At 63.9% G+C, this 22,647-nt stretch carries 18 protein-coding genes, 1 tRNA gene and 3 pseudogenes; 10 read left to right on the forward strand and 12 right to left on the reverse strand.

All coding sequences use genetic code 11. The features are described 5' to 3' along the window. Positions 1–25: 25 nt before the first annotated feature. Complete coding sequence (locus ACI3KU_RS11660) at positions 26–628, reverse strand: flavin reductase family protein (RefSeq protein WP_404922485.1); 603 nt, start codon at positions 626–628, stop codon at positions 26–28. Positions 629–692: 64 nt separating this feature from the next. Between ACI3KU_RS11660 and ACI3KU_RS11665 the strand changes: the two genes are divergently transcribed. Together ACI3KU_RS11665 and ACI3KU_RS11670 are read left to right on the forward strand one after the other, a co-directional pair. Then, positions 693–1,445 (forward strand): ArsR/SmtB family transcription factor, encoded by a 753-nt coding sequence (locus ACI3KU_RS11665; protein WP_404922486.1) that lies wholly within the window; start codon positions 693–695, stop codon positions 1,443–1,445. 12 nt (positions 1,446–1,457) lie between these two features. Continuing rightward, positions 1,458–2,301 (forward strand): annotated as a pseudogene (locus ACI3KU_RS11670) (IS5 family transposase); the annotation flags it as partial. 315 nt (positions 2,302–2,616) lie between these two features. Here the strand turns inward: ACI3KU_RS11670 and ACI3KU_RS11675 are convergent. From ACI3KU_RS11675 to ACI3KU_RS11685, 3 genes and pseudogenes are all read right to left on the reverse strand, one after another. Then, positions 2,617–3,886 (reverse strand): annotated as a pseudogene (locus ACI3KU_RS11675) (IS256 family transposase). A 147-nt stretch (positions 3,887–4,033) separates the two neighbouring features. Then, a tRNA-OTHER gene (locus tag ACI3KU_RS11680) sits at positions 4,034–4,095 on the reverse strand. 140 nt (positions 4,096–4,235) lie between these two features. Further along, positions 4,236–4,865 carry a TetR/AcrR family transcriptional regulator gene (locus ACI3KU_RS11685; protein WP_404922487.1) on the reverse strand — a complete coding sequence of 210 codons (630 nt, stop codon included), beginning with the start codon at positions 4,863–4,865 and terminating at the stop codon, positions 4,236–4,238. An 86-nt stretch (positions 4,866–4,951) separates the two neighbouring features. Between ACI3KU_RS11685 and ACI3KU_RS11690 the strand changes: the two genes are divergently transcribed. Next, positions 4,952–5,914 carry a zinc-binding dehydrogenase gene (locus ACI3KU_RS11690; protein ID WP_404922488.1) on the forward strand — a complete coding sequence of 321 codons (963 nt, stop codon included), beginning with the start codon at positions 4,952–4,954 and terminating at the stop codon, positions 5,912–5,914. Positions 5,915–6,203: 289 nt separating this feature from the next. Here the strand turns inward: ACI3KU_RS11690 and ACI3KU_RS11695 are convergent, their stop codons facing one another. Next, complete coding sequence (locus tag ACI3KU_RS11695) at positions 6,204–8,915, reverse strand: hypothetical protein (protein WP_404922489.1); 2,712 nt, start codon at positions 8,913–8,915, stop codon at positions 6,204–6,206. A gap of 552 nt (positions 8,916–9,467) precedes the next feature. Next, the gene (locus tag ACI3KU_RS11700) at positions 9,468–10,178 is read right to left on the reverse strand and encodes a hypothetical protein (RefSeq protein WP_404922490.1); all 711 of its coding nucleotides are present in this window, start codon (positions 10,176–10,178) and stop codon (positions 9,468–9,470) included. A 47-nt stretch (positions 10,179–10,225) separates the two neighbouring features. Between ACI3KU_RS11700 and ACI3KU_RS11705 the strand changes: the two genes are divergently transcribed. The 4 genes from ACI3KU_RS11705 (at position 10,226) to ACI3KU_RS11720 (ending at position 13,229) form a co-directional block, all read left to right on the forward strand. Next, complete coding sequence (locus ACI3KU_RS11705; RefSeq protein WP_404922491.1) at positions 10,226–10,504, forward strand: hypothetical protein; 279 nt, start codon at positions 10,226–10,228, stop codon at positions 10,502–10,504. Positions 10,505–10,597: 93 nt separating this feature from the next. Beyond that, positions 10,598–11,230: a hypothetical protein gene (locus ACI3KU_RS11710; RefSeq protein WP_404922492.1), complete on the forward strand. Its 633-nt coding sequence runs from the start codon at positions 10,598–10,600 to the stop codon at positions 11,228–11,230. 18 nt (positions 11,231–11,248) lie between these two features. Continuing rightward, the gene (locus tag ACI3KU_RS11715; RefSeq protein WP_194637214.1) at positions 11,249–12,364 is read left to right on the forward strand and encodes an ImmA/IrrE family metallo-endopeptidase; all 1,116 of its coding nucleotides are present in this window, start codon (positions 11,249–11,251) and stop codon (positions 12,362–12,364) included. 157 nt (positions 12,365–12,521) lie between these two features. Beyond that, a complete protein-coding gene (locus tag ACI3KU_RS11720; RefSeq protein WP_404922493.1) occupies positions 12,522–13,229 on the forward strand; it encodes a Hachiman antiphage defense system protein HamA in 708 nt (235 codons plus the stop codon). 415 nt (positions 13,230–13,644) lie between these two features. Here ACI3KU_RS11720 and ACI3KU_RS11725 read toward each other — a convergent pair whose 3' ends face one another. Beyond that, positions 13,645–14,016: a hypothetical protein gene (locus ACI3KU_RS11725; RefSeq protein WP_404922494.1), complete on the reverse strand. Its 372-nt coding sequence runs from the start codon at positions 14,014–14,016 to the stop codon at positions 13,645–13,647. A 55-nt stretch (positions 14,017–14,071) separates the two neighbouring features. Between ACI3KU_RS11725 and ACI3KU_RS11730 the strand changes: the two genes are divergently transcribed. Beyond that, positions 14,072–16,708, forward strand: a complete 2,637-nt coding sequence (locus tag ACI3KU_RS11730; RefSeq protein WP_404922495.1) for a DEAD/DEAH box helicase — start codon at positions 14,072–14,074, stop codon at positions 16,706–16,708. A 153-nt stretch (positions 16,709–16,861) separates the two neighbouring features. On the opposite strand, the pseudogene ACI3KU_RS11735 reads toward ACI3KU_RS11730, so the two are convergent. Next, positions 16,862–17,548: pseudogene (locus tag ACI3KU_RS11735) on the reverse strand (transposase); the annotation flags it as partial. 3 nt (positions 17,549–17,551) lie between these two features. On the opposite strand from ACI3KU_RS11735, the gene ACI3KU_RS11740 reads away from it, so the two are divergent. Further along, a protein-coding gene (locus tag ACI3KU_RS11740) for an IS3 family transposase (protein WP_404922496.1) occupies positions 17,552–18,744 on the forward strand; the annotation gives its coding sequence in 2 pieces (ribosomal slippage) (positions 17,552–17,836 and positions 17,839–18,744; 1,191 coding nt in all). On the opposite strand, the gene ACI3KU_RS11745 is transcribed toward ACI3KU_RS11740, so the two are convergent. Then, positions 18,745–19,173 carry a helix-turn-helix domain-containing protein gene (locus ACI3KU_RS11745; RefSeq protein ID WP_404922497.1) on the reverse strand — a complete coding sequence of 143 codons (429 nt, stop codon included), beginning with the start codon at positions 19,171–19,173 and terminating at the stop codon, positions 18,745–18,747. Between ACI3KU_RS11745 and ACI3KU_RS11750 the strand changes: the two genes are divergently transcribed. Continuing rightward, positions 19,165–19,410, forward strand: coding sequence for a hypothetical protein (locus tag ACI3KU_RS11750; RefSeq protein WP_404922498.1), 246 nt, complete (start codon positions 19,165–19,167; stop codon positions 19,408–19,410). The two genes, ACI3KU_RS11745 and ACI3KU_RS11750, sit on opposite strands and share 9 nt — an antisense overlap. 329 nt (positions 19,411–19,739) lie before the next feature. Here ACI3KU_RS11750 and ACI3KU_RS11755 read toward each other — a convergent pair whose 3' ends face one another. Genes ACI3KU_RS11755 through ACI3KU_RS11765 form a run of 3 tightly spaced genes read right to left on the reverse strand, consistent with a single transcriptional unit; the run spans position 19,740 to position 22,504 of the window. Then, positions 19,740–21,485 carry an ABC-three component system protein gene (locus ACI3KU_RS11755; protein WP_404922499.1) on the reverse strand — a complete coding sequence of 582 codons (1,746 nt, stop codon included), beginning with the start codon at positions 21,483–21,485 and terminating at the stop codon, positions 19,740–19,742. Further along, positions 21,475–21,726, reverse strand: a complete 252-nt coding sequence (locus tag ACI3KU_RS11760; RefSeq protein WP_404922500.1) for an ABC-three component system middle component 6 — start codon at positions 21,724–21,726, stop codon at positions 21,475–21,477. Before ACI3KU_RS11760 ends, ACI3KU_RS11755 begins: the two co-directional genes overlap by 11 nt. Further along, positions 21,710–22,504: an ABC-three component system protein gene (locus ACI3KU_RS11765; protein ID WP_404922501.1), complete on the reverse strand. Its 795-nt coding sequence runs from the start codon at positions 22,502–22,504 to the stop codon at positions 21,710–21,712. Before ACI3KU_RS11765 ends, ACI3KU_RS11760 begins: the two co-directional genes overlap by 17 nt. Positions 22,505–22,647 lie beyond the last annotated feature (143 nt).

Raw genomic sequence — 22,647 nt, forward strand, 5'->3', positions numbered from 1 at the left:
ATGCCCTCGTGATCCCGCCCGCGCATCAGCGCTGCAGTTCGGCGCGCTGCGCGATCCCGCGCCGCTTCCCCAGTCCGTAGTAGTGGCGGAAGGTGTAGATCAGTGGCCGCCACCGGCTCGGATCGATATAGGACGTATCGGCGACAGTGAGGCGGTCCTCGACGTGAACGGCCGTGGATCGAGCATGCACGACGACGAGTCCCCCATCCTCGTCGTGGATGCGGGTCGCTCGTGCCTCGATGTGCACGGGCAGCTCGGCGACGCGCGCGGCCGCAACCGTCGTCGCGGTGAGCGGATGCCAGCTGACCGCGTCGAACTTGTCGCGAGCTGAGGTCATGTTCGCGGGCTTCTCTGCCGGCACCGGGGAAGCGCCTGTCGTCCTCCCCAGCGACTCCACCTCCTGCCACTGCGACTCGTCGGGCAGGTTGATCACCAGCTCCGGCCGCTCACGGAGATTCGCAGCGGTGTGTCCCGTGGCGCCGAGGCCCAGCACCAGCAGATCGTCGAGCGCCCAGTATGAGGAGATCGGCGCCAGGTTGGTCGTACCGTCCGCATTCACGGTCGAGATCACCGCAACGGGCGTGCCGAAGTAGAGCACGGTCGGAGTGATTGTTCGGTGGCGTCGCATGCCTCCATCGTGGCGCTCTGTCCGTTCGGCGCCGACCGAACCGTTCTCGCGGGACACTGGTTTCATGGGTGATCGTGCGAACGGGGTGGCACTCGCGAAGGTCGCGGCCGTGATCGCCGATCCGAGTCGCGCGACGATGCTGCTCGGGATGCTGGATGGGCGGGCGTGGACGGCAACCGAGCTCGCCGCCACCGCCGGTATCGCCCGGTCCACGGCGACCGAGCATCTGCACCAGCTGGTCGCCAGTGGGTTGGTGGAGGAACGGCGCCAGGGCCGGCACCGCTATCTGCGGCTGGCGGATCCGCAGGCGGCCGCGCTCATCGAGCAGCTGGCGTCGGTGACCCCGATGGCGGCACCGGCCGGCTCGCTGCGGGAGGTGGAGAAAGATCAGCGCCTTCGCGCGGCGCGCACGTGCTACGACCACCTCGCCGGAAGCCTGGGAGTCAGGCTCTGCGACACCTTCGTTGATCGCGGCTATGTCGACGTGACGGCGTCCCCGCGTCTCACCGAGCGCGGGGAGGCCGCGTGTGCACGGCTGGGCATCGAGTCGGCTTCGCGGGCCCGAACTCGACGCCCGCAGGTGCTGATGTGCCTCGATTGGACCGAGCGTCGTGATCATCTCGCGGGTGTCCTCGGCGCCGCGATCCTCCGATCCTTCCGAGACAACGGCTGGGTCACCAGCGACCCGTCGTCCCGCGCGGTCCGCGTCACCGCCGCGGGGCGGGATGCACTCACGGAGCGTCTCGAGATGAGCTGTGAAGACAGGTGGACGGTCGGACAGCAGACCCGTCTGACAAGGGGTGATGAGTTCGGCTGAGAGCCTGGAGTCGTGTCGCGGTTCCAGTTGCTTTCGGATGCTCAGTGGTCTCTGATCGAGGGGATGTTGCCGAGTCCGACGGGCAGGCCGGGGCGGAAGTTCTCGGACGCGAGAACAATGCTCGAGGGCATCATCTACCGGTATCGGTGCGGGATCGCGTGGCGCGATCTGCCAGAGACGTTCGGTCCCTGGCAGACCGTGTGGACGTGGCATCACCGCCTCGCAACCGAAGGCACGTGGGACACGATCGTGCAATCGCTGATCGCGCAGGCCGATGCCGAGGGGCTGGTGGATTGGTCTGTGTCGGTGGATTCAACGATCGCTCGTGCGCATCAGCACGCGACGAACACGACCCGCCCCACAGGGGGGTGGATCGAACTACACGAATCCGGGCGTCGAGCCGCCTGATCACGGCATCGGCCGCTCCAGGGGCGGGTTGTCGACGAAGGTTCATCAGCTCGTCGACGGTAACGGGCTCCCGCTGGTCACGGTGATCACGCCCGGCCAGGCTGGTGATTCGCCGATGCTGCTCCCGATGCTGGAGCCGTTGCGCGTGGAGCGTCCGATCGGGCGTCCTCGCACGCGCCCGCATGCCGTCCGGGGCGACAAGGCATACTCGTCACGTGCGATCCGATCACACCTGCGAGGGCGCGGGATCAAGGCCGTGATCCCGGAACCACGAGACTAGCAAGGGCATCGCAAGCGTCGTGGTTCACGCGGCGGCAGGCCCGTCGGACTCGACGCAGCCGACTACAAGAACCGGAACGTGATCGAACGCCGCTTCTGCCACCTCAAGCAATGGCGAGGCCTCGCCACCCGTTACGACAAGCATGCGACCATCTACCGCGCTGCGGTCCTCATCCACGCCAGCATCGCCTGGATCAAGACATTGTCAGACACGCCTAGCCGTCCGCGCCGACGCGGCACCTCGGGTGTCAACGGATCGAAGAGGCACCGATCGAGGGGTGCCTCTCGGTCGGGCTGTGTCCCCGCTGCGCTCTCCACGCGCGGCCATTTGCAGGGGCGGCACACGGACGCGCAGAACAGCGGTGCACGGAAGCCTGGCGCACTGCGTGGCCCCGCTGAAAGCGCTCGGGAATGCAGAAGAGGGACCAGCGTGGTCAAGTCCCGTGTTGTGGTGTAATTCCTGCTGCTCCGTGGTGGGCTGGTTTTAGGCGGTCAGGAACAGGTCGGTGCGGGCGGGTTCGGCGGTCTCGTGGAGGATGTGGATGAGTTTGCGCATGGAGATGTCGGAGAGGTAGCGGCGTTCGCCGTATTGCCATTCCTCGTGCTGTTCTTGCAGGACGGCGCCGATGAGGCGGGTCACGGAGTCGCGGTCGGGGAAGATTTGGACGACGTCGGCGCGGCGTTTGATCTCGCGGTTGAGTCGTTCGATGGGGTTGTTGGACCAGACTTTCTGCCAGTGCTCCCGCGGTAGCGGTGCGAACGCGGTGAGGTCGGGTTCGGCGGTCTCGAGCATGGCCGCGATCTCCGGGGAACGAGGAGCGCAGGCTCTCTACGACCTGCCGGTATTGGCCGGAGACGGCCTCGGTGGTGGTCTGCGCGAAGATCGTGGAGATCAACGCGTTGACGGGCTTGGAACGCGCTGATCCCAGGCGCTGGGTGACGTTGCGGGCGAAATGGACCCGGCATCGCTGCCATCCGGATCCGGGCAGGATCGCTTTCACCGCCGCTTTCAGGCCGGCGTGCGCGTCACTGGTGACCAGGGTCACGCCGAGCGGGTCGGCGTCGGTCGCGACCTTCAAACCGCGATCCCGCAGGGAGCGGAGGAACTCGGTCCAGAAGTCCGTGGTCTCCGCGTCCCCCAATGCCATGCCGAGGATCTCCCGCCTGCCATCGCCTGAGACGCCGGTGGCCACGACGAGGGCCTGGGACACGACGCGGCCGCGGTGGCGGACGTCGAGGTAGGTGGCGTCGAGGAACAGGTAGGGGAACCAGGTGTGATCGATGCGGCGGTGGAGGAACTCGTGCACCTGCTCGTCGATCTCGGAGCAGATCCTCGACACGGTGGAGCGGGAGATGCCGGTGTCGTTGCCCAGGGCACGGACGAGCTGGTCGACCTTGCGCGTGCTGACCCCGTCGATCCAGGCCTGGCAGATCACCGCGTAGAGGGCCTTGTCGACCCGGCGGCGCGGGTGCAGCAGCGACGGGAAGAACGACCCCTCCCGCAGCTTCGGGATCGCAAGGTCGACCTCCCCAGCCGGTGTCGCGAGGGTCTTCGGCCGGGTCCCGTTGCGACGCGTGGTCCGCTCGCTCGAGCGCTCGTAACGGCCGGCACCGATCTTCGACGCCGCTTCCGCGTCGACGAGGTCCTGCAGGCCCGCCTGCAGCATCCGCCGGAACACATCCGAGTGCGCGAGGTCCGGGTCGGTGAGGACTTCGGAAATCAGGGTCGTCAGGGCAGACTGGTACTGGGTCATCGTGGGATCTCTGCTTTGCTTCTTGCCGGAAACAACTGGGTCTCCCACGATGGCCCTTCACCGTCTCCGACGACGAGAACCCCGCGGGAATTGACACCACGCTACGGGACGCACCCACCAGCTCCGGCCGGTCCCTCTTCTGCATTGTGGTCGGGCTGACAGGATTTGAACCTGCAACCCCTTGACCCCCAGGTAGACGGTTCAGCCCGAATCCTTGATTTTCCGGGTATTTCTGCCCCTCGAACGGCGTCATTTCATGTCAGGGATTGCATGGCTTGCAGGCATCAGGTCCCGGCCAGGTCCCGGCTCTTGGTAGTCGCCCCTCACCTTCGCCGGGGAGGCACGCGGTCTACCCCGGGATGACACTCGGGATGAGCCCCGGCGCAGGAGGTAGCGGTCCGTGCCGGTCGGATGCGCGTAGTCCGTCGATCACGAGCGCCGCGTAGCGACGCGCGGTACGGGTACGCTCCGCCTCCGTCGTGCTTGAGAGTCCACGCGCCGCGAGCAGGACGATCAGGAAGTCGTCCAGGACGAAGTCGGCGCGCAGGGCGCCGACATCGATGGCACGACGAGCGACGGCGACGATCGCCCGCACGGCATCCTCCCGCTGTGCTCGGAAGTCGACGGCATCAGGGTAGGCGGAGAGGAACGCGTCCGTGAAGCCCTGGTTCCGGGCGTTGAGCACCAAGACCTGCTCGATGATGCCGCGGAAACCGCGCCACGGGTCGGTGTCGGCAAGGGCGTCGACCACGATCGAGCGACAGGCGTCGAGCTCATTCACGAAGGCGGCCCGGACGAGATCGGCTTTCGTGGGGAACCGCCGGTAGAGGGTGGCCGGCCCCACGCCAGCGCGTCGGGCTATCTGTCGCATGGTCACGTCGAGGCCGTCAGTCCCGAACAGTTCGCGAGCCGCGGCGAGGACGCGGTCACGGTTCTCTTTCGCGTCGGAACGCAGGTCCTGAGGCAGTGTCGCGGGCATATGTCTCACTTTAGTCAAGTGGACGCAGGCGTCCGTTACCTTTCGGAAGGCGGGTTCGATCACCCGCCGCGAAACGGAGTACCCCCATGCGCGCAGTAATCATCCGGACCTTCGGCGACCCGAGTGGGATGGAGGTGACGGACCTTCCCGTCCCGACGCCCGGGGCCGGTGAGGTCCTCGTTCGAACGGAGGCGATCGGCGTCGGCGGGGTCGATGTCGTGATCCGCCGAGGCGGGATCGCCGAAGCAACCCGCGACTCGGGGATGATCCCGGGAAGCGAGACCGCCGGTGTCGTGACAGCGACCGGGGCCGATGTCGACCCCGTATGGCTCGGTCGCCGCGTCTGGGCGTTCACGGGAATCTCGGGCGGGTACGCCGAGCACGTGATCGCTCGCGCCGACGAGATCGTCGCGCTGCCATCCGAACTCTCGTCCGTCCAGGCCGTGACCCTGGGCGGCGCGGCACCTGTCGCGCATTTCGCGCTCGAACGCGCTCACCTTGTCGAGGGCGAATCCGTGCTCGTGCGGGGCGCCGCCGGGAGCATCGGGCTGGCCGGTGTAGAGCTGGCCGCTCGCGCGGGCGCCGCGACCATCGCCGTCACCACGTCATCTCCAGAACGCGGGGAGCGCCTGCGGGCGTTCGGTGCCACCCACGTGCTCGACCGCGCCGGCGCGGGCGACCCGAAGGCCCCGGCCGAGTTCGACGTCATCCTCGATATCGTCGGCGGCGCCGATCTTCCCCGGTTCATCGAGCGCCTCTCACCCAATGGCCGCCTGATCGCCGTTGGCGTGGTCGGCGGATTCCCGCCCGCTGACTTCGGCACCGCGCTTCTGGCCGGCTTCCGCCGGTCGATCACCTTCGGAACGCTCAGCCTCGACACCGTGCCACGCGACGAGCTCACCCGGGTACGAGGCGAGATGTTCGACGACGCCGTTCGCGGCATCCTCTCCCCCGTGGTTCACGACGCCCTCCCACTGAGCGCCGCCGCCGAGGCGCACCGACTCATGGATGCCGGTGAGGTGTTCGGGCGCATCGTCCTCATACCCTGAGCGGGTTCTCGCAGCTGACGGCGCAGCTCGCATCGTCATGTGAGACTCATATGAGACAAAGGGCGCTTCGGGCGCAGAAGGCATAGAAAAAGCCCCGGAGATCCGCGTGTTTCCGCGGTTCTCCGGGGCTTGTCGGTCGGGCTGACAGGATTTGAACCTGCGACCCCTTGACCCCCAGGCGCCCAAACGGCTCGAATCGAGATAGAACCCGCGTCGTTCCGCGGATCACATCATGCAGGACACGTCACGCGATGCATGATTTGCATGATTCTGGTCCCCTTTTGGTCCCCTAACCAGGCGTTGCAGCAAGGAGATTATCGTGCTTCGCGTCGTCCGTCCCGAAGTTGAACCGATCCCGGAGGACGGTCAGGACGGCGGCGGCGTTCGGGGTGGGTGTGTTTAGATGCAGCCCGTAGGACGGCAGTGTAAGCAAGGCAGTGAATTCCAACGCGGCGAGGAGCTTGTCGCGTGTGAATGCCTCGCTACCGAGTTGGGGGTCGGTGTCGAGTTCCTCTCGCAGTAGGAGCGCGGAGGCGCGTTCACGAACTTCGGGCGGACTGTCGACGGCAACCTTCAATCCCTCCCAGCCCGGGCGTGCGTTGCCGATGATGTTGGTGATCGCCATCATCAGCTGCCAATCGCGCCACCCCTCGTCCCGGAGCTGGTGGAGGACGATGGCCGTGCGCTCGGTACGGGCGAGCCGCGGTATGGTCACGCGTCCGATCGGCATCATGCGCTGATAGCGTCGCTCGATGTTCGCGACTGTCTCATCGTGGTCGTACCAGTCCGAAAGATCGGTTCGGAGCGCAAGCTCCGCGTGCTCGGGGGACGCATCACGGACGATTCCTTCACCGAGTGGCCCGTTCGGAAGAGCTGCCATGCGTCCGTAGTCCTCATCCCGGAGGAAGTCGGCTGCTTCATCGTAGGGTCGCCCTCCTGAGAGCTTGTGTCCGAGGCCTCGTGCGAACGCGTCGTTGATGAGGGTGAGGAATTTCTCTCGGTCAAGTAGAGAGTTGTCGAGTAGTAGCAGTGAAGCATCAGTGACGATGTCAACGAGCGCACGATCTTCCTGGACGCTGTTGCCTGGCTGGAGGTGGACGATCCAACGGCTGAGGTCGTTGTCTGGGATGCGCTCGAGATTCTCTGCACCAATCGGTCGATCGTCTCGGTCGGTCTTCACTTCGATGTGAATTTCGGCGGGAAGCCAGACAGCGTCTGCGAGCGCGAGTTCAGCCTGGATGATTTGTATGCCGGAAATGAGCCGTTCTGCGGCGAGGGTGTCGCGGCGTGTGTTTCGGCTCCGCACGGTCCAGGCTGCGCCGAAGGCGGTCCAGCGTATGTCCCGCTTCTCACCAGCGTCGGCGAAGGGGCGCCCGAATCCCTGTCGATCGAGTCCTCGAGCGAGGGTCTCGATGGTCCAGTGTTCGTCGTTGACGAGCTGGGAGGCCATGTCGTCGAGTAGCGTCTCGGTGCCCATATCGTGGGCGGTGGCTCGGATCAGGGGTTCGTAGTCAGGCGCCAGACTGTGAGCGACGTGAAGGGCGAATGCTTCCCGCTGAAGCACCTCTGCGAGGTATGCGTGGCGGTCGAGGTTCGTGGGGTCTTCGGCGTACATGTTCTGGGCAAGTATCGTGACGCGCACGAGCCGTGATGCTGAGCACCAGTTGCCTGCCTTGAAGTCGTTGATCGCCGCGACGGCGACGGACTGTGGCACGAAGCGACGAATGTCGGTTTGTTGAGCACCGTTGGCGGCAACTGCGGCGGCGAACGCGTGCAGTTTCGCCGCGAAGAATAGACCGAGATGCTCGTAGATCGAGGCGGCGAGCAGCATCATGGGGATGCTGTCTTCGATGGTCTCGCCGTGGCGCCACGCGATCTTTGCCTCGTGTACTTCGGCAAGAGCACGGAGCAATTGGCCGGCGCCTGCGAAGGTGATGGCTCGTGCATGGGCGCGTTCGGCCTTGGTCGCATCACCTCCGACTCGTGCGACTGCTTCGTCGAGACCATCGCGGAGCTCCGCGTACTCCGGGTGGTCGGCGAGGGAGAGGGTGAGCATCTCGAACAATTCTGCTGTGTGCTCGATCGGGAACAGCGAGGCGGATGACAACCCATCAAGGAGTGAGGCAAGCGTGGCCATGCCTCCGTCGCGGTCCCGAAGCGGAAAAGCGGATGTCTGCGCGGGCACGGTCTCGTCGGCGTCATAGGCATCAAGGACAAGCCGAAGAGTGTCACGAGGGTCACGCAACCCCTCGATCCGCTCAGGGAGATCGTTCGGGTATGCCTGGAAGAAAGCGAGGCGCACATCGATGGCGAGCAGCAATGCCTTGGCGTTTGGATACGGGCCGGTGGCGAGCGCTGTCCGAATGTGCGCGCGCAACGTCTCGTAGAAATTGTCGAGCTCAGTCATGGTGATGCTGGTGTTTCCGCGGAGTCGAGAACCGTATCCGTACTGGAGCAAGACGCTCGCGTCCTCAATAAGCGGCAGATCATCCTCGATGTCGGTGATCGCCTGGAAGAACTCGCGAACAAGAGGGTCAGCTGCATGAAGCTCCCCGGTTCCGCGGAGCGTCGCGACCGCGATCTCATACCGGGCTCGCATTTGGACATCGTGCGGCCCGTCACCGGTGAGGAACTCACGCATCTTTGCGATCCAGTCGCCCAAGTCGCCGCGTGCTTCGTCGTGGTAAGTCGCGTGGCGTAGAACGTCCTTCAGGCTCACGAGATCACCCATCGTCCGCCCGGCGTCTGCTCGCGCCCGCCAGTAGTCGCGGTCACGGACGTACCAGTCCGGCAGCGGATCGTCCTCATCCGCACGTTCGGGAGCCAGAGACGCTGGCAGCTTCAGATACTCCGCTGCGATCCAGAACAGGTCCGGGTCGGCAAGATGCTCAGCAAGAGCGAGACCATCGAAGATCTCAAGCTCGACATCGTGGTCCGTACGTGCTTGAGCGATGAGCTCGTGCCGCTTTCCGACGGGCACTGGCGCCACCGTGAAGTACAAAACTCGATCCACGGTGGTTCCTCGACCAGTGATGCTGCTTAGGTCGGAGCGGATCTTCGACGGGATGTCGCTCTTCTGGATGGTGCAGGCGAGCACCACCCGCCCGCCGGACACAGTGGCGGCATGCACCGAGGTCGCCGGGATCTCGTTTGCGATGTTCGACCAGAAACTCTCCGCGTCACGCCCTTGGTCACCGCCAGCGCTTACCGGCCCGGTGGCGGGAAGCAGGTTGATACTGACTCGGCGACGCGCGAACGCGAAGCAGATCTTTTCGTACTCGTGATGCCCGTTCCCGTCGGCCAAACGGTCAAGATTGAACAGGATCTGTTGTACGAGCTGAGGCGGAGTATCCATGGCTCCCTTCCGGCGGGGTCTCACCAGCAATCATCTCAGAGCTGCAACGTAGCCGAGCAAGGTTCAATTGACGCGTTCATAGGGGGCCACGCACGCCTGCCAGCTGCTGGGATCCCGATCGTCGGAGCGACATACCTCGATTGCATTTCAGGGCGCGAGCATTAAGCGGGTGCAGTCGTGAGGACCAGCACCCGCCCCTCACCGCTCAGCCTGAACCTCGGCAAGCTTCTTGCGGGCCGCGGAAACTGCCTTCTCCGCTTCCTTTACTTCACGCTCCGCGCGCGCAATCTTGTCGTCGCGCCTCCGGGTCGCCTCCGCCATTCGCGCCGCAGCTTCGACCACCTTCTCCGACGACACGACACCGCGAGTGATCTCACACTCCGGGCACCACTGCGTCGAGAAGCTCGGCTCCCGACTGGAGTGGTGAACGCTCTGGTCCACCTTGTGCCCACACGTCAGGGTCCGAGCCCAGACATCGAGTTCTTCCTCCCGACGCTCGGAGACGGTGGCAAAGATGCGCTGAATTCTCTCGGCCTGCTCGCGCGACATCAGGATCGGTGGGCAGCAGTAGCCACAATGCGTCACTCGCGAACCTGCCATGCTCCAGCGGTGCGCATCGCAGTTCGGATGCATCTCGCGGTAGCGCTTCTGGTCCGCGTCGTAGATGACGCGCTGTTCGTCCGTGAGATACATCGTCCCCGGCCAACTGCCGAGGTTGTCGATGACCGGCAATCCGCAGCCTCGGCACGCCTCACCCGCGGCCGCCTGCTCGCGAGTGAGGTACATCCCCTTGTCGCACCATTCCCGCCGCCTCGCTTCGTCGCGACGCGCGCGTGCCTCTTCCTTGAGTGCGTTCGTCATGCGACGCTTCTGCGCTCGTTCAGCTTTCTGTTCCTCGGTGAGCGGCATACCATTCCTTCAGTCGCAATGTCGGAGGCCTGACGGAGAATGCCAACATGCCTCAGCTCTATACAAAGAATGGCCGTCCGTTGCAACGAGACGGTAACCGGCTGTTTGCCGGATCGGGAACCTACTTGGGAACGGTCCAGGGCCGGTACGTCTTCGACACCTCCGGCCAGTACGCGGACACGATCGACGGCGACCGTGTGGTGTACCGAGCCATTGACTCGGCCCGCATCTCGATTCCAACGATCTCCGGACCCCGAGTGGGGCTTGCGATGGTGACCGCACTTCCTGCTGCGATATTGGGCGAGGAGCCTTCGTTTCCGAACTGAACGCTTCGACACGCCGTACCTGATTTGATGTGGTGATTCTTTCACTCGGTCGTTAGAGTGGGACTCACCACCGGCCGCGAGAGAGGAACCGTCATGGCGATTCACACCCCTAAGACCCGCGAGGATCTCGCGCGCCATCTGTCCCCAATGCGTCTCCAGGCAAACGTGTTCGAGCGTGCTGTCGCGGTGGGTGCGGCGGAGAGTCGTACTTACTCGAAGGGTGCGCCGAAGTCGGCGCCCAACATGACGCGCTGGTACCGCACCGTCGAGGTTATTCATGAGCAACTCATGCTGCTGCAGCTCGACTGGAAGCGCTCGGACCCGCAGAACCTGCCTTACTTCTCTCAGACTGACCTCAACCTCGGGCTGATCACCAGTAGCGGCGACGAGTTCACGGGCATCGACTGGGGCACACCGAGTACCAAGAACCCGAAGGGCTCGGCCTTCGCGCGCCGCGTGGACGAGAACGGCCAGATGGCCATGTTCGGCCACCCGACCGACGACGGCGAGATCGACGTCAAATACCTCTGGATTCTGCTCTACAACGAGCGTGACGGCATGGTCTTCCTGGAGCTGTCCCGTCCGACCTCGATGGCTGGCAAGCAAATCGACAGTTGGTCGGAACGGATCATCTTCCCGCCGTTCGATCTGGCGCTCGGTGCGTTCGCGTTCGAGGAAGACACCGAAGAAGACGAGGGCTTCGGCTTCACCGTCGCACGGCGCTAAGGCGCCGGTATCCCCGCGATGAGCACTTCCTTCATTCCCGCACGCCTTGAGATGGCGCGCGCCATCCGTCAGATGACCGCGACCGCGCTCGCCACTGAAGCGGGCACTACCGCGCCCTGGGTATCTCAGGCCGAGAACACCAAGAAGACGCCGAGTCCGGAGCTTGTCCGTGAATTCGCGCGCGTCCTCAATTTCCCGGTCGACTTCTTCTATCGCCCAGTCAAGGCGCTCCCCCCGTCGGATGCTTTTCACTTCCGGGCAACATCGCGACTCGCAAAGAAGGACGAAGCGACAGCACGAAGCCTGTCAACACTGGCGATCGAACTATCGGACTGGATCGAAGCAACATATCGGGCACCAGCTCCCGAGGTTCCAGAGCTCCAAGACCTCCTCGACTCCGACGACGAGCTTCCTCCCGAACAAGCTGCCGAGGCATTGCGCGGCGCATGGGGGCTTGGTGTGGCGCCGATCAAGAACCTTCTGCAGCTTCTCGAATCCAAGGGCGCGAAGGTCTACTCGGCCGGCGGGCCGCTGCAAGCCATCGACGCGTTCTCGTTCCGGCACGGGGCGACGCCGGTGATCTTCCTGAACGTGCACAAATCTGCCGAACGGCTACGTTTCGACCTCGCACACGAACTCGGGCACCTCGTCATGCATGGCGGGTCGTTGCACGTTGAACCAGGAAAGGAGAAAGAGCAGGCAGCGAACGACTTTGCCAGTTCTTTCTTGATGCCGCGCGCCGACGTCCTTGGCGCGATCCGCGGCAACTTGATGCTCGAGGACATCCTGATGCTCAAGAGGCGTTGGCGTGTAAGTGCAATGGCGCTCAATCTGCGTGCGCATCGGCTAGGTGTCATCTCTGACTGGACCTACAGCACACTGGCGAAGCAGCTCTCAATGGCTGGCTTCCGACGAAGCGAGCCCGGCTCCGACCTGCTCGCCGAAAGCTCCAGCCTACTGACGCAGGTCATGAACGATATGCGCGGCCAAGGCGCAGGATTCATCGAGATCGCTCGAGCACTCGACGTGCGCGCCCAGGACGTCCGTGATCTCATGCTCGGGCTTGTGACGTTCTCCCTCGAAGGGGATGCACAAGCTCGGTCACGCAGCCAAGCGAACCTACGGGCGGTCTGACCTATGAACGGTGGGAACTCGCATGAGCAGTCCGGGCTATCACAGGCCGGACGACTCGTTTTGACCTGGCCAATTTTGGAGGACTGTTCGAATGGCTCGGATTAAGACGTGGGTGACCACCACCCGGGAGAACGTTGGTTCTCACCAGGTTGTGCGGATGGTGCCAGCCGACGAGGTCGCGGTCGATGCTGGGGTGAAATGGGCCGCTGCCGCCGTGCCTCGTCACTATGTCTCTGCGGATGAGATCGCGGCAGTGTTACGCGAGCTCGGCAAGCCGGAGGCGGCGGAGGTTCTCAGCGGAAAGCTGCCGGTCAGCAAGCGGACCCGGTCGGGCGAACTCGGAGAGGTCCTCGCCACCCAGTATGTAGCGCGCGAACTCGGATACCGCATGATCGCACGCCTGCGGTGGAAGGACAGCCGTGAGATGCCCATGCGCGGCGACGATCTCCTCGGCGTTCGCATCGTGGACGACGACAAGCTCGAGTTCCTCAAGGGCGAGGCGAAAAGTCGCGCGAGCCTCTCGACTTCGACACTGGACGAGGCGGAAACAGCCTTGCTGAGCGAGCACGGCCTGCCGACACCTCACGCGTTGATGTTCGTCGCCGCGCGTCTCCGCGAAATGGGTGAGACGAAGCTGCACGTCAAGATCCTCGCCGCTCAGCTTCGCGGACGTATCCGACCCGGCGATGTACTGCACCTGCTGTTCACAATGTCTGGCAACAACCCTCTCGGGTTGCTCCGCAATCACACCAAGGCCTATAAAGGCAAAATTCGGCGACTCGGTGTGGGACTGCAGATCCCAGAACATCAGTCGTTCATCCGTCGAGTCTTCGAGAAGGTGATCCGCGATGCCCGCACGCGTTGAGGATCTCGAAACCGCGATCGGTCGAGCAACGACATCAGGATTTCGCGGGCGGCTTCTTGCGCGCGGAGAGGCACGCGCAATGATATGGCGCGAAGGTGTACTCCCAGAGGACGCTCCCCCATTTGACGTTTTACTGAGCCACGACCTCCTCTCCTACGGGTATGCGCTTCTGGAGCACGGACTGGAGCTGAGCGATCTAGAGGGATCTGCCGAGGCATCTCGACGGGCATTCGAGAACGCGGCGACAGCGATTGAATCAGTCATCGCCCGAGGCGAGGTGACACCAGAATCGGGCTTTCACAGGGTGGTGGCCGCAGCTAGCTTTCATCTCGCTCGATTCTCAGCGCGGGCCTATTCGCTTCTGACGGCTACGCGCAACGATCGGAACATCTCCCCCACCGAGAAAAGCCTGGTGCTACTCATGCTCCGGGACCTGGATGGCCTGACGATGCTCGTCTCCGAAAGCCGCGCGGACGAGCGGGCCGCGGACGCGAGCCTTGCCGAGGAGTTGCGTTCTACACTTGCCCCCAGTGACGGCAATGACGACCTCGAGGACGGGGCCGATGTCCTGGATGTCGTCGATGCCGCATTGACGGATGCGTTCATGGGTGCGATCAGCGTGGCCATGCTGGCGTTCGAACGTGGCGAGCCGACTCTCCTCACTGACGCCGTTGCACGACTCGAGGTGGGTATGCGCGGCGCGGCAGCCTTGAGCATGGTGCCGCAGTGGTGGTGTCATCGACTGGCGATTCACCTGCTGCGGGGCCTCTGGGATGCCAGCTTCCATGTAGTACTGCCGACGGGTCCGGAAGGCGAGGACGCTGGCGACTGGGATCGCCTACGTGCCACATTCATCGCCTCGCTCTTCCGCCGACGACGCTCCGAGATCGACCTTTGGCCCTCCCAAGTGGAAGCCGCGTCACGAGTGCTCAGTACGCAAGACAACCTCGTGCTCTTGCCTGCCCACGAGCGCAGGCAAGACTCGCATCGCAGAACTGTGCATCCTCGCGACCCTGGCCGAAGGAAAAAGGGTGGTGTTTGTCACCCCGCTCCGCGCGCTGTCCGCGCAGACCGAGACCGCTCTGGAACGCACCTTCGTCCCGCTCGGCAAGACCATCTCATCTTTGTACGGCACCATCGGGGTCAGCGATGTCGACGAGAGCATCCTGCAGGACCGCGACATCGTGGTCTCGACTCCCGAGAAGCTCGACTTCGCCTTGCGCAACGATCCGGATCTACTGGATGACGTCGGACTGATCGTGCTCGACGAGGGACACATGATCGGAGCAAACGAGCGGGAAGTGCGATACGAAGTCCAGATTCAGCGGCTCCTTCGCCGCCCCGACGCGAAGACTCGGCGCATCATCTGTCTCTCAGCGATCCTGCCCGAGGGTGATGAGGTCAAGGATTTCGTTGATTGGCTCACAGACGACGAACCCAATGGGCTGATCAGCAGTGACTGGCGTCCCACCGTTCTCCGATACGGAGAAGTCGTCTGGCGCGACAACAACGCAAGGCTCAACATCACCGTCGGTGGTGAAGAACCGTATGTCCCCCGGTTCCTCACCGCGGAGACAGTCCCGAGCAAGCAACGCAAGCTCCCATTCCCGAAAGACGCTCAAGAGCTCACGCTGGCCACCGCCTGGCGCCTCGTCGATGACGGCCAGACCGTCCTGGTGTTCTGCCCACTGAAGAGCTCGGTCAACGCATTGGCCAAACTGATCGTCAAGCTGGTCCGGCAAGGCGCACTCCGCAGCGTCTTTGACGGCGACCCTACCGTCCTGAACACCGCCCTCAGCATCGGCCAAGAATGGTTCGGGGCCGACCATCCTCTCCTAGCCTGCCTGCGCATGGGCGTCGCCATCCATCACGGATCTCTGCCCGGGCCCTACCGGAAAGAAGTCGAAAAGCTCCTGCAACAGGGAGCGCTGAAAATAACCGTCTCCTCCCCCACGCTGGCGCAGGGATTGAACCTGTCGGCGAGTTCGCTGGTGGTCCATAGTCTGTGGCGAAACCGGACTATCATCGACGCCGCCGAGTTCCGCAACATCGTGGGCCGAGCTGGCCGAGCGTTCGTCGATTCGTCCGGACTCGTGGTGCATCCGATGTTTGAGCCCACCCGTCGAACACGACAGAACTGGGAGCGGCTAATCGAAGATTCGCAGCTGCGGGATATGCAGAGCGGACTCGTCCGACTCCTCACCACCATGCTCCAGAGGATGTCCGACAGTCTCGGCGAAGTCGACTGGGACGACTTCACCGAGTACGTCACCGGGCTTGCCGACTGGTCATTCCCCGCGATTGCCACCGAAGACGAAGAAACCACGAGCGACGCCATGAGGTTCTGGCCGGGCCAACTCGCGAGCCTGGATTGCGCGATCCTCGGACTGCTCAGTGACTCCTCTGTCACGGAGCAGGATCTCGGCGCCGCGCTCGATGCAGTTCTCGCTTCATCGCTGTGGGCACGGACAATTGCTCGCTACCAGGAACCGGTGCGCAACGCCCTGCGGACAGGTCTCGTGGCCCGTGCTGGAGTTATCTGGCGGAGCACGACACCGGATCAGCGGCGCGGCTATTACCTGGCCGGCGTTGGACTCGCGACCGGCCGGGAACTCGATGCAAATGCTGAGCAACTCAACCGTCACCTGCAAATCGCCGAAGCGGCCATCCAGCTCGGCATGAACGACGAAGCGATCAACGCCATAGTCCATTTCGCCAAGATCGTGTTCGAGATCTTCCCCTTCACTCCCAAGTCTCAACCCGACAATTGGGAAGAGATCCTGGTCGGGTGGCTGCGAGGGCGCCCAGTCGCGGAAATCGCGGCCGACGACAGCCTCGAAACGGCTGAGTTCATCGAAGATACCCTGGCGTACCGGCTCCCGTGGGCACTCGAAGCCGTCCGTGTCCGAGCTGCAGCGCACCCCAACCCCGATGCATTCCCTTGGGATCTATCCAGTCCGGAGACCGGACTGAGCGTCGCTGCTGTGGAAGCCGGCACACTCAACAGGGCCGCGTCGACGCTTATGCGAGCAGGCTTCGGCTCTAGGTCGGGAGCGCTCGTCGCGGTGGAGTCAACCGAAGCTGCATTCACAACCCGAGCCGGGCTACACGAGTGGATGATCTCCGAGGCAACACAGGTCGCGACAAGAGACACGTCCTGGCCTACACCGACCACCCGCGAGCTCTGGATGAGCTTCGCCACCCGCACTGTCGCCCTCCGTCAGCGAACGTGGATTCGTGAAGTGCACGAGACTTCGGTGAGCTGGATGCCTGGCCATCAGCCCACCCCCGGCGAGCCATACCGAGCGATCTCCCACTCCGACGAAACAACCGTGCTCGAAGCAGCAGATGCTCAGCCAGTCGGAGTGCTGACTACGCGCCTGAACCTGCGCCGTCAGGGGCTGCTGAAAGTTACCGCGATCGGAGCAGGAGACGTCGTCGAGCTCGACTACCTGGGGCCGTCTGACCTTCTTGCCTAAACACTCGCTCATGGCTGAGGCCTGAGGCGCCTTGAGTACCTAATTGAACGGTGCCTCTTCGGGCACCCACGAATACCTCCGCGAGACCCTCAAGGTGACTACTTGGGCGCTCCGAGTGGAGCATCTAGCGGCTCTTCGGACATCCGGTGGGGGTCATGGGGTGAGGCCTCCGGCGGCGAGGAGCATGCGGAGGCGGTAGTTCTCTCGGTTGCGGTAGCCGCGGGCGAGGCGGCGGTGTAGCTCGATGATTCCGTTGATGGCTTCGGTGCCGCCGTTGTTCGCGCGGCTGGTGGTGAAGTAGGCCAGGAACGCTGAGCGCCAATGGCGCAGCGTCCGGCCGAGGCGGGCGATCTCGGGGATCGGGCAGCTGTGGAACGAGTCGACGACCTTCTCGGCGATCCGCCGTCCCTCGGTCAGGTCCTTCTGGTGGTAGGCGGAGCGGAGTTGCTGGGCGCACTGCCATGCGACGAATACTTCGTCGTGGGCCGGGTCGGCCTCGATCGCCGCGGCGAGGCGGGCCCGCTGCTTCTCGGTCAGGTTCTCCGCGCCGGCGCGGAGGATGGTCTGGATCCCGTAGAGCGGATCACCTTTCCGGCCGCGGTGGCCGAGAGTGTCCTGCTGGACACGGCGGCGGACCTCGTCGACGGCGGCGGTGCCGAGCTTGACGACGTGGAACGCGTCCAGCACGGCGGTGGCGTCTTCGAGCTTGTCGTCGATCGCTGTCTTGTATCCGGCGAACGGGTCCAATGCCGCGACCTGCACGTTCTTCCGGAAGGGTCTGCTGCACGGATAGGTGACATCTGATCTGGCTTGCCTGGGAGGGCGGCCTGGAAGGATGTCATTGTGCCCAAGCCTTACCCCACCGAGTTTCGTGACGATGTCGTGCGCGTCGCGCGGAGCCGCGAGGCCGGAGTCACGATCGAGCAGATCGCGAAAGATTTCGGCGTCCACCCGATGACCTTGCAGAAGTGGCTCCAGAAGGCCGCGGTCGACGACGGCGGCAAGCCCGGCGTGACGCGGAACGAGGCAGCGGAGGTGCGTGAGCTGCGCAAGCGGAACCGGCTCCTCGAGCAGGAGAACGAGGTCCTTCGGAAGGCTGCGGCGTATCTGTCGCAGGCGAACCTGCCGGGAAAATGATGTACCCGCTCGTGACTGAGCTCGCCGACGCGGGGATCCCCGTTACGGTGACGTGCCGGGTATTGAAGCTCTCTCGCCAGCCCTACTACCGGTGGCTCGCGAACCCGATCACGGCCAGCGAGATCGTGGAGGCGTATCGCGCGAACGCCCTGTTCGACGCGCACCAGGACGACCCCGAGTTCGGACACCGGCTCCTCGCCGACGAGGCCCGTGAGGCCGGCGAGGCGATGGCGGATCGGACCGCGTGGCGAATCACGTCCGAGAACCAGTGGTGGAGCGTGTTCAGGAAGAGGCGCGGCCGCAACGGCAAGAAGCCGGGCCCCGCGGTCCACGACGACCTCTGCACCGTGACCGACGCGGACGGCCGGGTGCGGCACGAGTTCACCGCCGACGGCCCGAACCAGCTCTGGCTGACCGACATCACCGAACACAAGACCGCGGAGGGCAAGCTCTACCTCTGCACGATCAAGGACGTGTTCGGGAACAAGATCGTCGGATACTCCATCGACTCCCGGATGAAGGCGAGTCTCGCCGTTCGCGCCCTGGAGAACGCCGCCCAGATACGCGGTCAGGTCGCCGGCTGCGTGGTGCATTCCGACCGCGGGTCGCAATTCCGCAGCCGGAAGTTCCTGCGCGCGCTGACCCGCCACCGCCTGGTCGGATCGATGGGCCGAGTCGCCTCCTGCGGTGACAACGCCGCGATGGAATCCTTCTTCAGCCTGCTGCAGAAGAACGTCCTCAACCGCCGCTCCTGGACCACCCGAGAGCAGCTACGGACCGCGATCGTGACCTGGACCGAGCGAACCTATCACCGACGCCGACGCCAGGCCGGACTGGGCCGTTTGACGCCCGTCGAGTTCGAGGTCATCATGAACACGCCAGCCGCACTGGCTGCGTGACTACAACCTGTCACCTATCCGTGCAGCAGACCCGAACGCATCACCGCGGTCGTCGAGCCAGGTAGCGTAGGCCTTCCCGGAGCGACCGGGCACCAGGTCCAGCAACCGCGCCTGCGTCTTCCCGTGCTTGTCGCGGGTCAGATCGACCATCCCTGTCAGCTCCTTCGGGCCGCGCTTACGCGGGTCGACATGATGCCAGATGTGCTCATCGACGCCGAGTGTGGTGACGCCATCGAACCGGGACTCGTCGGCGGCGAGCCGCACCAGTTCGGGTTCAACGGCCCGCCACACCGTCTTCCACGAGGTGCCGAGCTGTCGGCGGATTCCTTCGATCGTGGCGTGCTCGCGGCGGAGTTGCCCGATCGCCCACCCGATCGCTCGCTTCGTGAGCGAGCCGCGCCGGTCGACGAGGGTCGGCAAGTGCTCCACGAACGTCTTCCTGGCGCACCCGTCGTCGTCGCACCGCCAGACGCGTTGCCGCCAGACGATCCGCACCCGCGTTACGCCGGGAACGTCGTGAAGCACTCGGCGACGCCGACCACGGCCGACCGCGACGACGCCGCACGACGGGCACCCGGTCGGCGCTGCCGGGCTCGAGACCGTCACCACCAGCAGCCCGTTGCGACGGTCGACGGCCTCGACATGGACGCCGTCGAGGCCGAGTAGCAGGTCGCAGCGGGAACACGGGCAAGCGGCAGAGCGCGCGGAAGCGCGCCCCGAACTATGGTGAGACACGTCGAGGTCCTCGGTTGGAACAGCAGTTGGCGCTACTGATCCTCGGGGACCTCGATCCTCACCCCGCGGCGCTCACCCGGCGAGCCTCAACCCCCACCGGATGTCCGAAGAGCCCATCTAGCCCGTCCGATGCCTTCCAGGAACTGGGCCACGCAGACGACGAAAGGGACGGTTCGCGCTGAACGCTGAGCCAGGTCCGGCGCTTGGTCACATGGTGCGGGGACGCTTCGCCATGGGACGAATGCTCGTCCCACTCTTTCCTACCCGAACCGGAACCCGAAGAGGCCACCAGCCTCGGTCTCGTCAGTAAGTCGCGTGCTCAGCATGTAGGGGTCTGCGTCAAACGCGCCATCGCTTTGCGCTTCAACAGATGCGAGGAAGTCAGAGTTGAGCGTCACGATGTATTGGAAGCCGTGTTCTTCCGCGAGTCGAGCTCCGATGTTCAAACATGATGCGACCTGCCGCCCATCGATGGCGTCGAACAAGTGGCTGTCGTGGACGAGGAGACGCGGTGCCCTGTTGGCTTTGATCGCCGCAATTGTGCAAACCATATCTAGCATGAAGGTTTCCACGCTGCGAACACCAGTGCTTGCGTCCCCGGAAATGTGCGGGCCAATGCTAAGGAGCCCCTTGGGTGTTGGAGCAACCAGGAGCGATGCTTCACGGTCTGTGTAGATCTCCGCGCCTAATTCCCCGAACAGGGCGATGGATTCGCTTAGCCGGTCGTCCCTCTCGTTTAGCTCGGTGCGGACCGAGGCGACGAGCTCTGCGGTGCGCAGCTTAATCGTGTCGCCGATGGTACTGATGGATGTCGCGGCCTCCAGTCGCCGTTCGATGTCGGCGACGTTGGACTCTTGCTGGGCGAGGCCGCGCTGAATGCTGAGGAAGGTGTCGAGGGCCACTGTCTCGTTGAGTAGCTGCATGATCGTCGATCGCTGGTCATCCAGGCGGTGTCGCTCGACATTGATCGCGTCGAGTCGCTCGTGGACAGCGCTGAGTTCCTGTTCCAGGAACGATCGCCTGTTGCGAACTACGGACTCATGAAACGCCTGGACTTCCTCGTAACGCCGACTCACTGCGTCCGGGAGCACGACGCCGATCTCGGCGTAGACCCGTTCGAGCCTCATCGTCAAGTCACCGTTCAGAGGGGTGACTGCTTCGTCCTGGAGCGCCTCGTTGAGCTCTCGGAGTCGCCGTTGCAGGGAGAGGGCTTCGTCATTGAGCCGCTGTATCGAGCCGCTCAGGTCATCAGCAGCGCGCTGGTGGTCGGCATACTGCTCGTCGCCTCTGAACGCACGGAGATCTTCCTGGGTGCGGTCACGTTGCCGACGAGCGGCAGCGAGTTGAGCGCGAAGAGCTGACTCATCGAGCGAGAGGTGAGCGATCGCACCCTCGCGAACCGCCGCGCGAATTGCTTTGCCTTGTTTGGTGAGGCGGTCAACATCTCCAGCCTTGCCCAGTATCTCCGGCGATAGCCCCAACATGAAGCCAAGCTTTACCCCGGACTCCCAATCCGCCTCGGATTGATGTCCCTTGATGGGGTTGCCAAAGTAGGTGCGGATGAGTTGGCCCCAAATTTGGCCTGCCGTTGGACGGCTGGCATCTTCGGGAATCCGGAAGACTTTGCGCGAAAGCAGCGCACGCCACTCATCGATGTGCAGGTCAGTTGCGCCGTTGGTTGCCGACCACCCTGAGACTTTCACTCGGGTCGTTGGCGAAACGGCACGAGTGATCGTGACCTCGTCGACTTCGTCATTTTGGGCGGACGGGAGCGAGAGGGAGGCCGTGAAGGTGTGCTCGGATAGTTCTGGTGCTTTGAACTCGGACGAAAGGTCGCCCCCGAGAATGTAACGCAGAATCTTGACGAAACTGGTCTTTCCGATGCTGTTGCGGCTGTCGCCTTGTTCGGACGCCTCGGTGCGGTCAGCGACTAGGACGTTCAGCCCGTCGCGGAATTGGAGGGTCTTGAATCTCTGATCGGATGAGGTGAGGGAGTTAAGAAACATGAGCTCGTTTGATGAAACCGTCGGTAGACGTTTCGATGAGGTTCATCGTGTAGAGAGCGGCGAGGGCCAAAGTGAACCAATCGAAAGTGATGCGTCGTCCTCGTGCGACGGAAGATTCTCGTTTCGAGAAACGCTCCCAGAGCGCGGACACCGACAAAGGGTCAAGGAGCTCGTCAAGAATGTCGGCACCAATGGTCATGAGGGCACGATCAGATGAGACGCCTTTAGTGGGCAAGAGCATCGGCCGCCTCCGTATCTGCGATGGCGTCTGCGCTCGGCGGGGTCTCGAAAATATGGCATGAGTCAAAGAAATACGAGACCACCGCAAACGCGGCGTTCGCCCGCTTGCCATCCATCCGGAAATTAGCACCGGCCACCGACACGTAAAGCCGTTCGAGGATCTCAGCAGAGTTGCTAGTCACGGTTCGGGCGTCCCGATACAGCGCCCGGAATCGTTCACCGTGAGCGTCGTAGAGGCCGGGGTCGGATGACTCCTCGTACCAACGATCGATGCGGGGCGCCAGAAGTCTCCCCGCATTGAACTCGAGTCGGGAGGCGTCTGGCAAAGCGTTGAAGTTCATCTTGGTGGCAGGAACCGGGAGCACGTCGCCGCCGCTCTCGACCACTACGCCGGTAGTGTCGAGTGCGTCGAGAAGCGGTAGCAGGTCGGCGAGCTCGACGTTCGCTGTCCCCGGCGCGCCAGGAAAGAGTTGATCTAGAACGGACTGGTCGAGAGAGCCGACGACGTCATTCCATAGATCTTCCGACTTCACAAGACGAATCGTCAGCGGCCGCTCGCTCGAGGGACCGTGCGACTGTTGGAGTCCCGTGAGTACTTTCAGCGACACTGGCCCAACGGGCGCGTTGGTGACAAACCTCCAGGTGTGGAAGCTGTCCCACTGCGAGAATCCTCGGGCGAAGTCCGAGCCGATTTTTGCGGCAAGTTCTCGTTCCGCGCTCCGGGAGGGTCGTTGGCCGTAGCAGGCGTAAAAAGACCGTCCCTGACTCGGCGAGGCCATCGCATCCTCCGTCGCCGAGCGTTCCGGAGGGGTCGGGATTCACGTAGTCATCGTGGAAACGGCTGAGCACGGTCGAGACGTAATCTTCAAACGCGCTGCCTGATTTGAAGCACTCCTGCTGGTGACGGAAGTGATACCAGTCC

The sequence above is a fragment of the Microbacterium sp. ZW T5_56 genome (assembly GCF_044987425.1).
Taxonomy (GTDB): Bacteria; Actinomycetota; Actinomycetes; order Actinomycetales; family Microbacteriaceae; genus Microbacterium.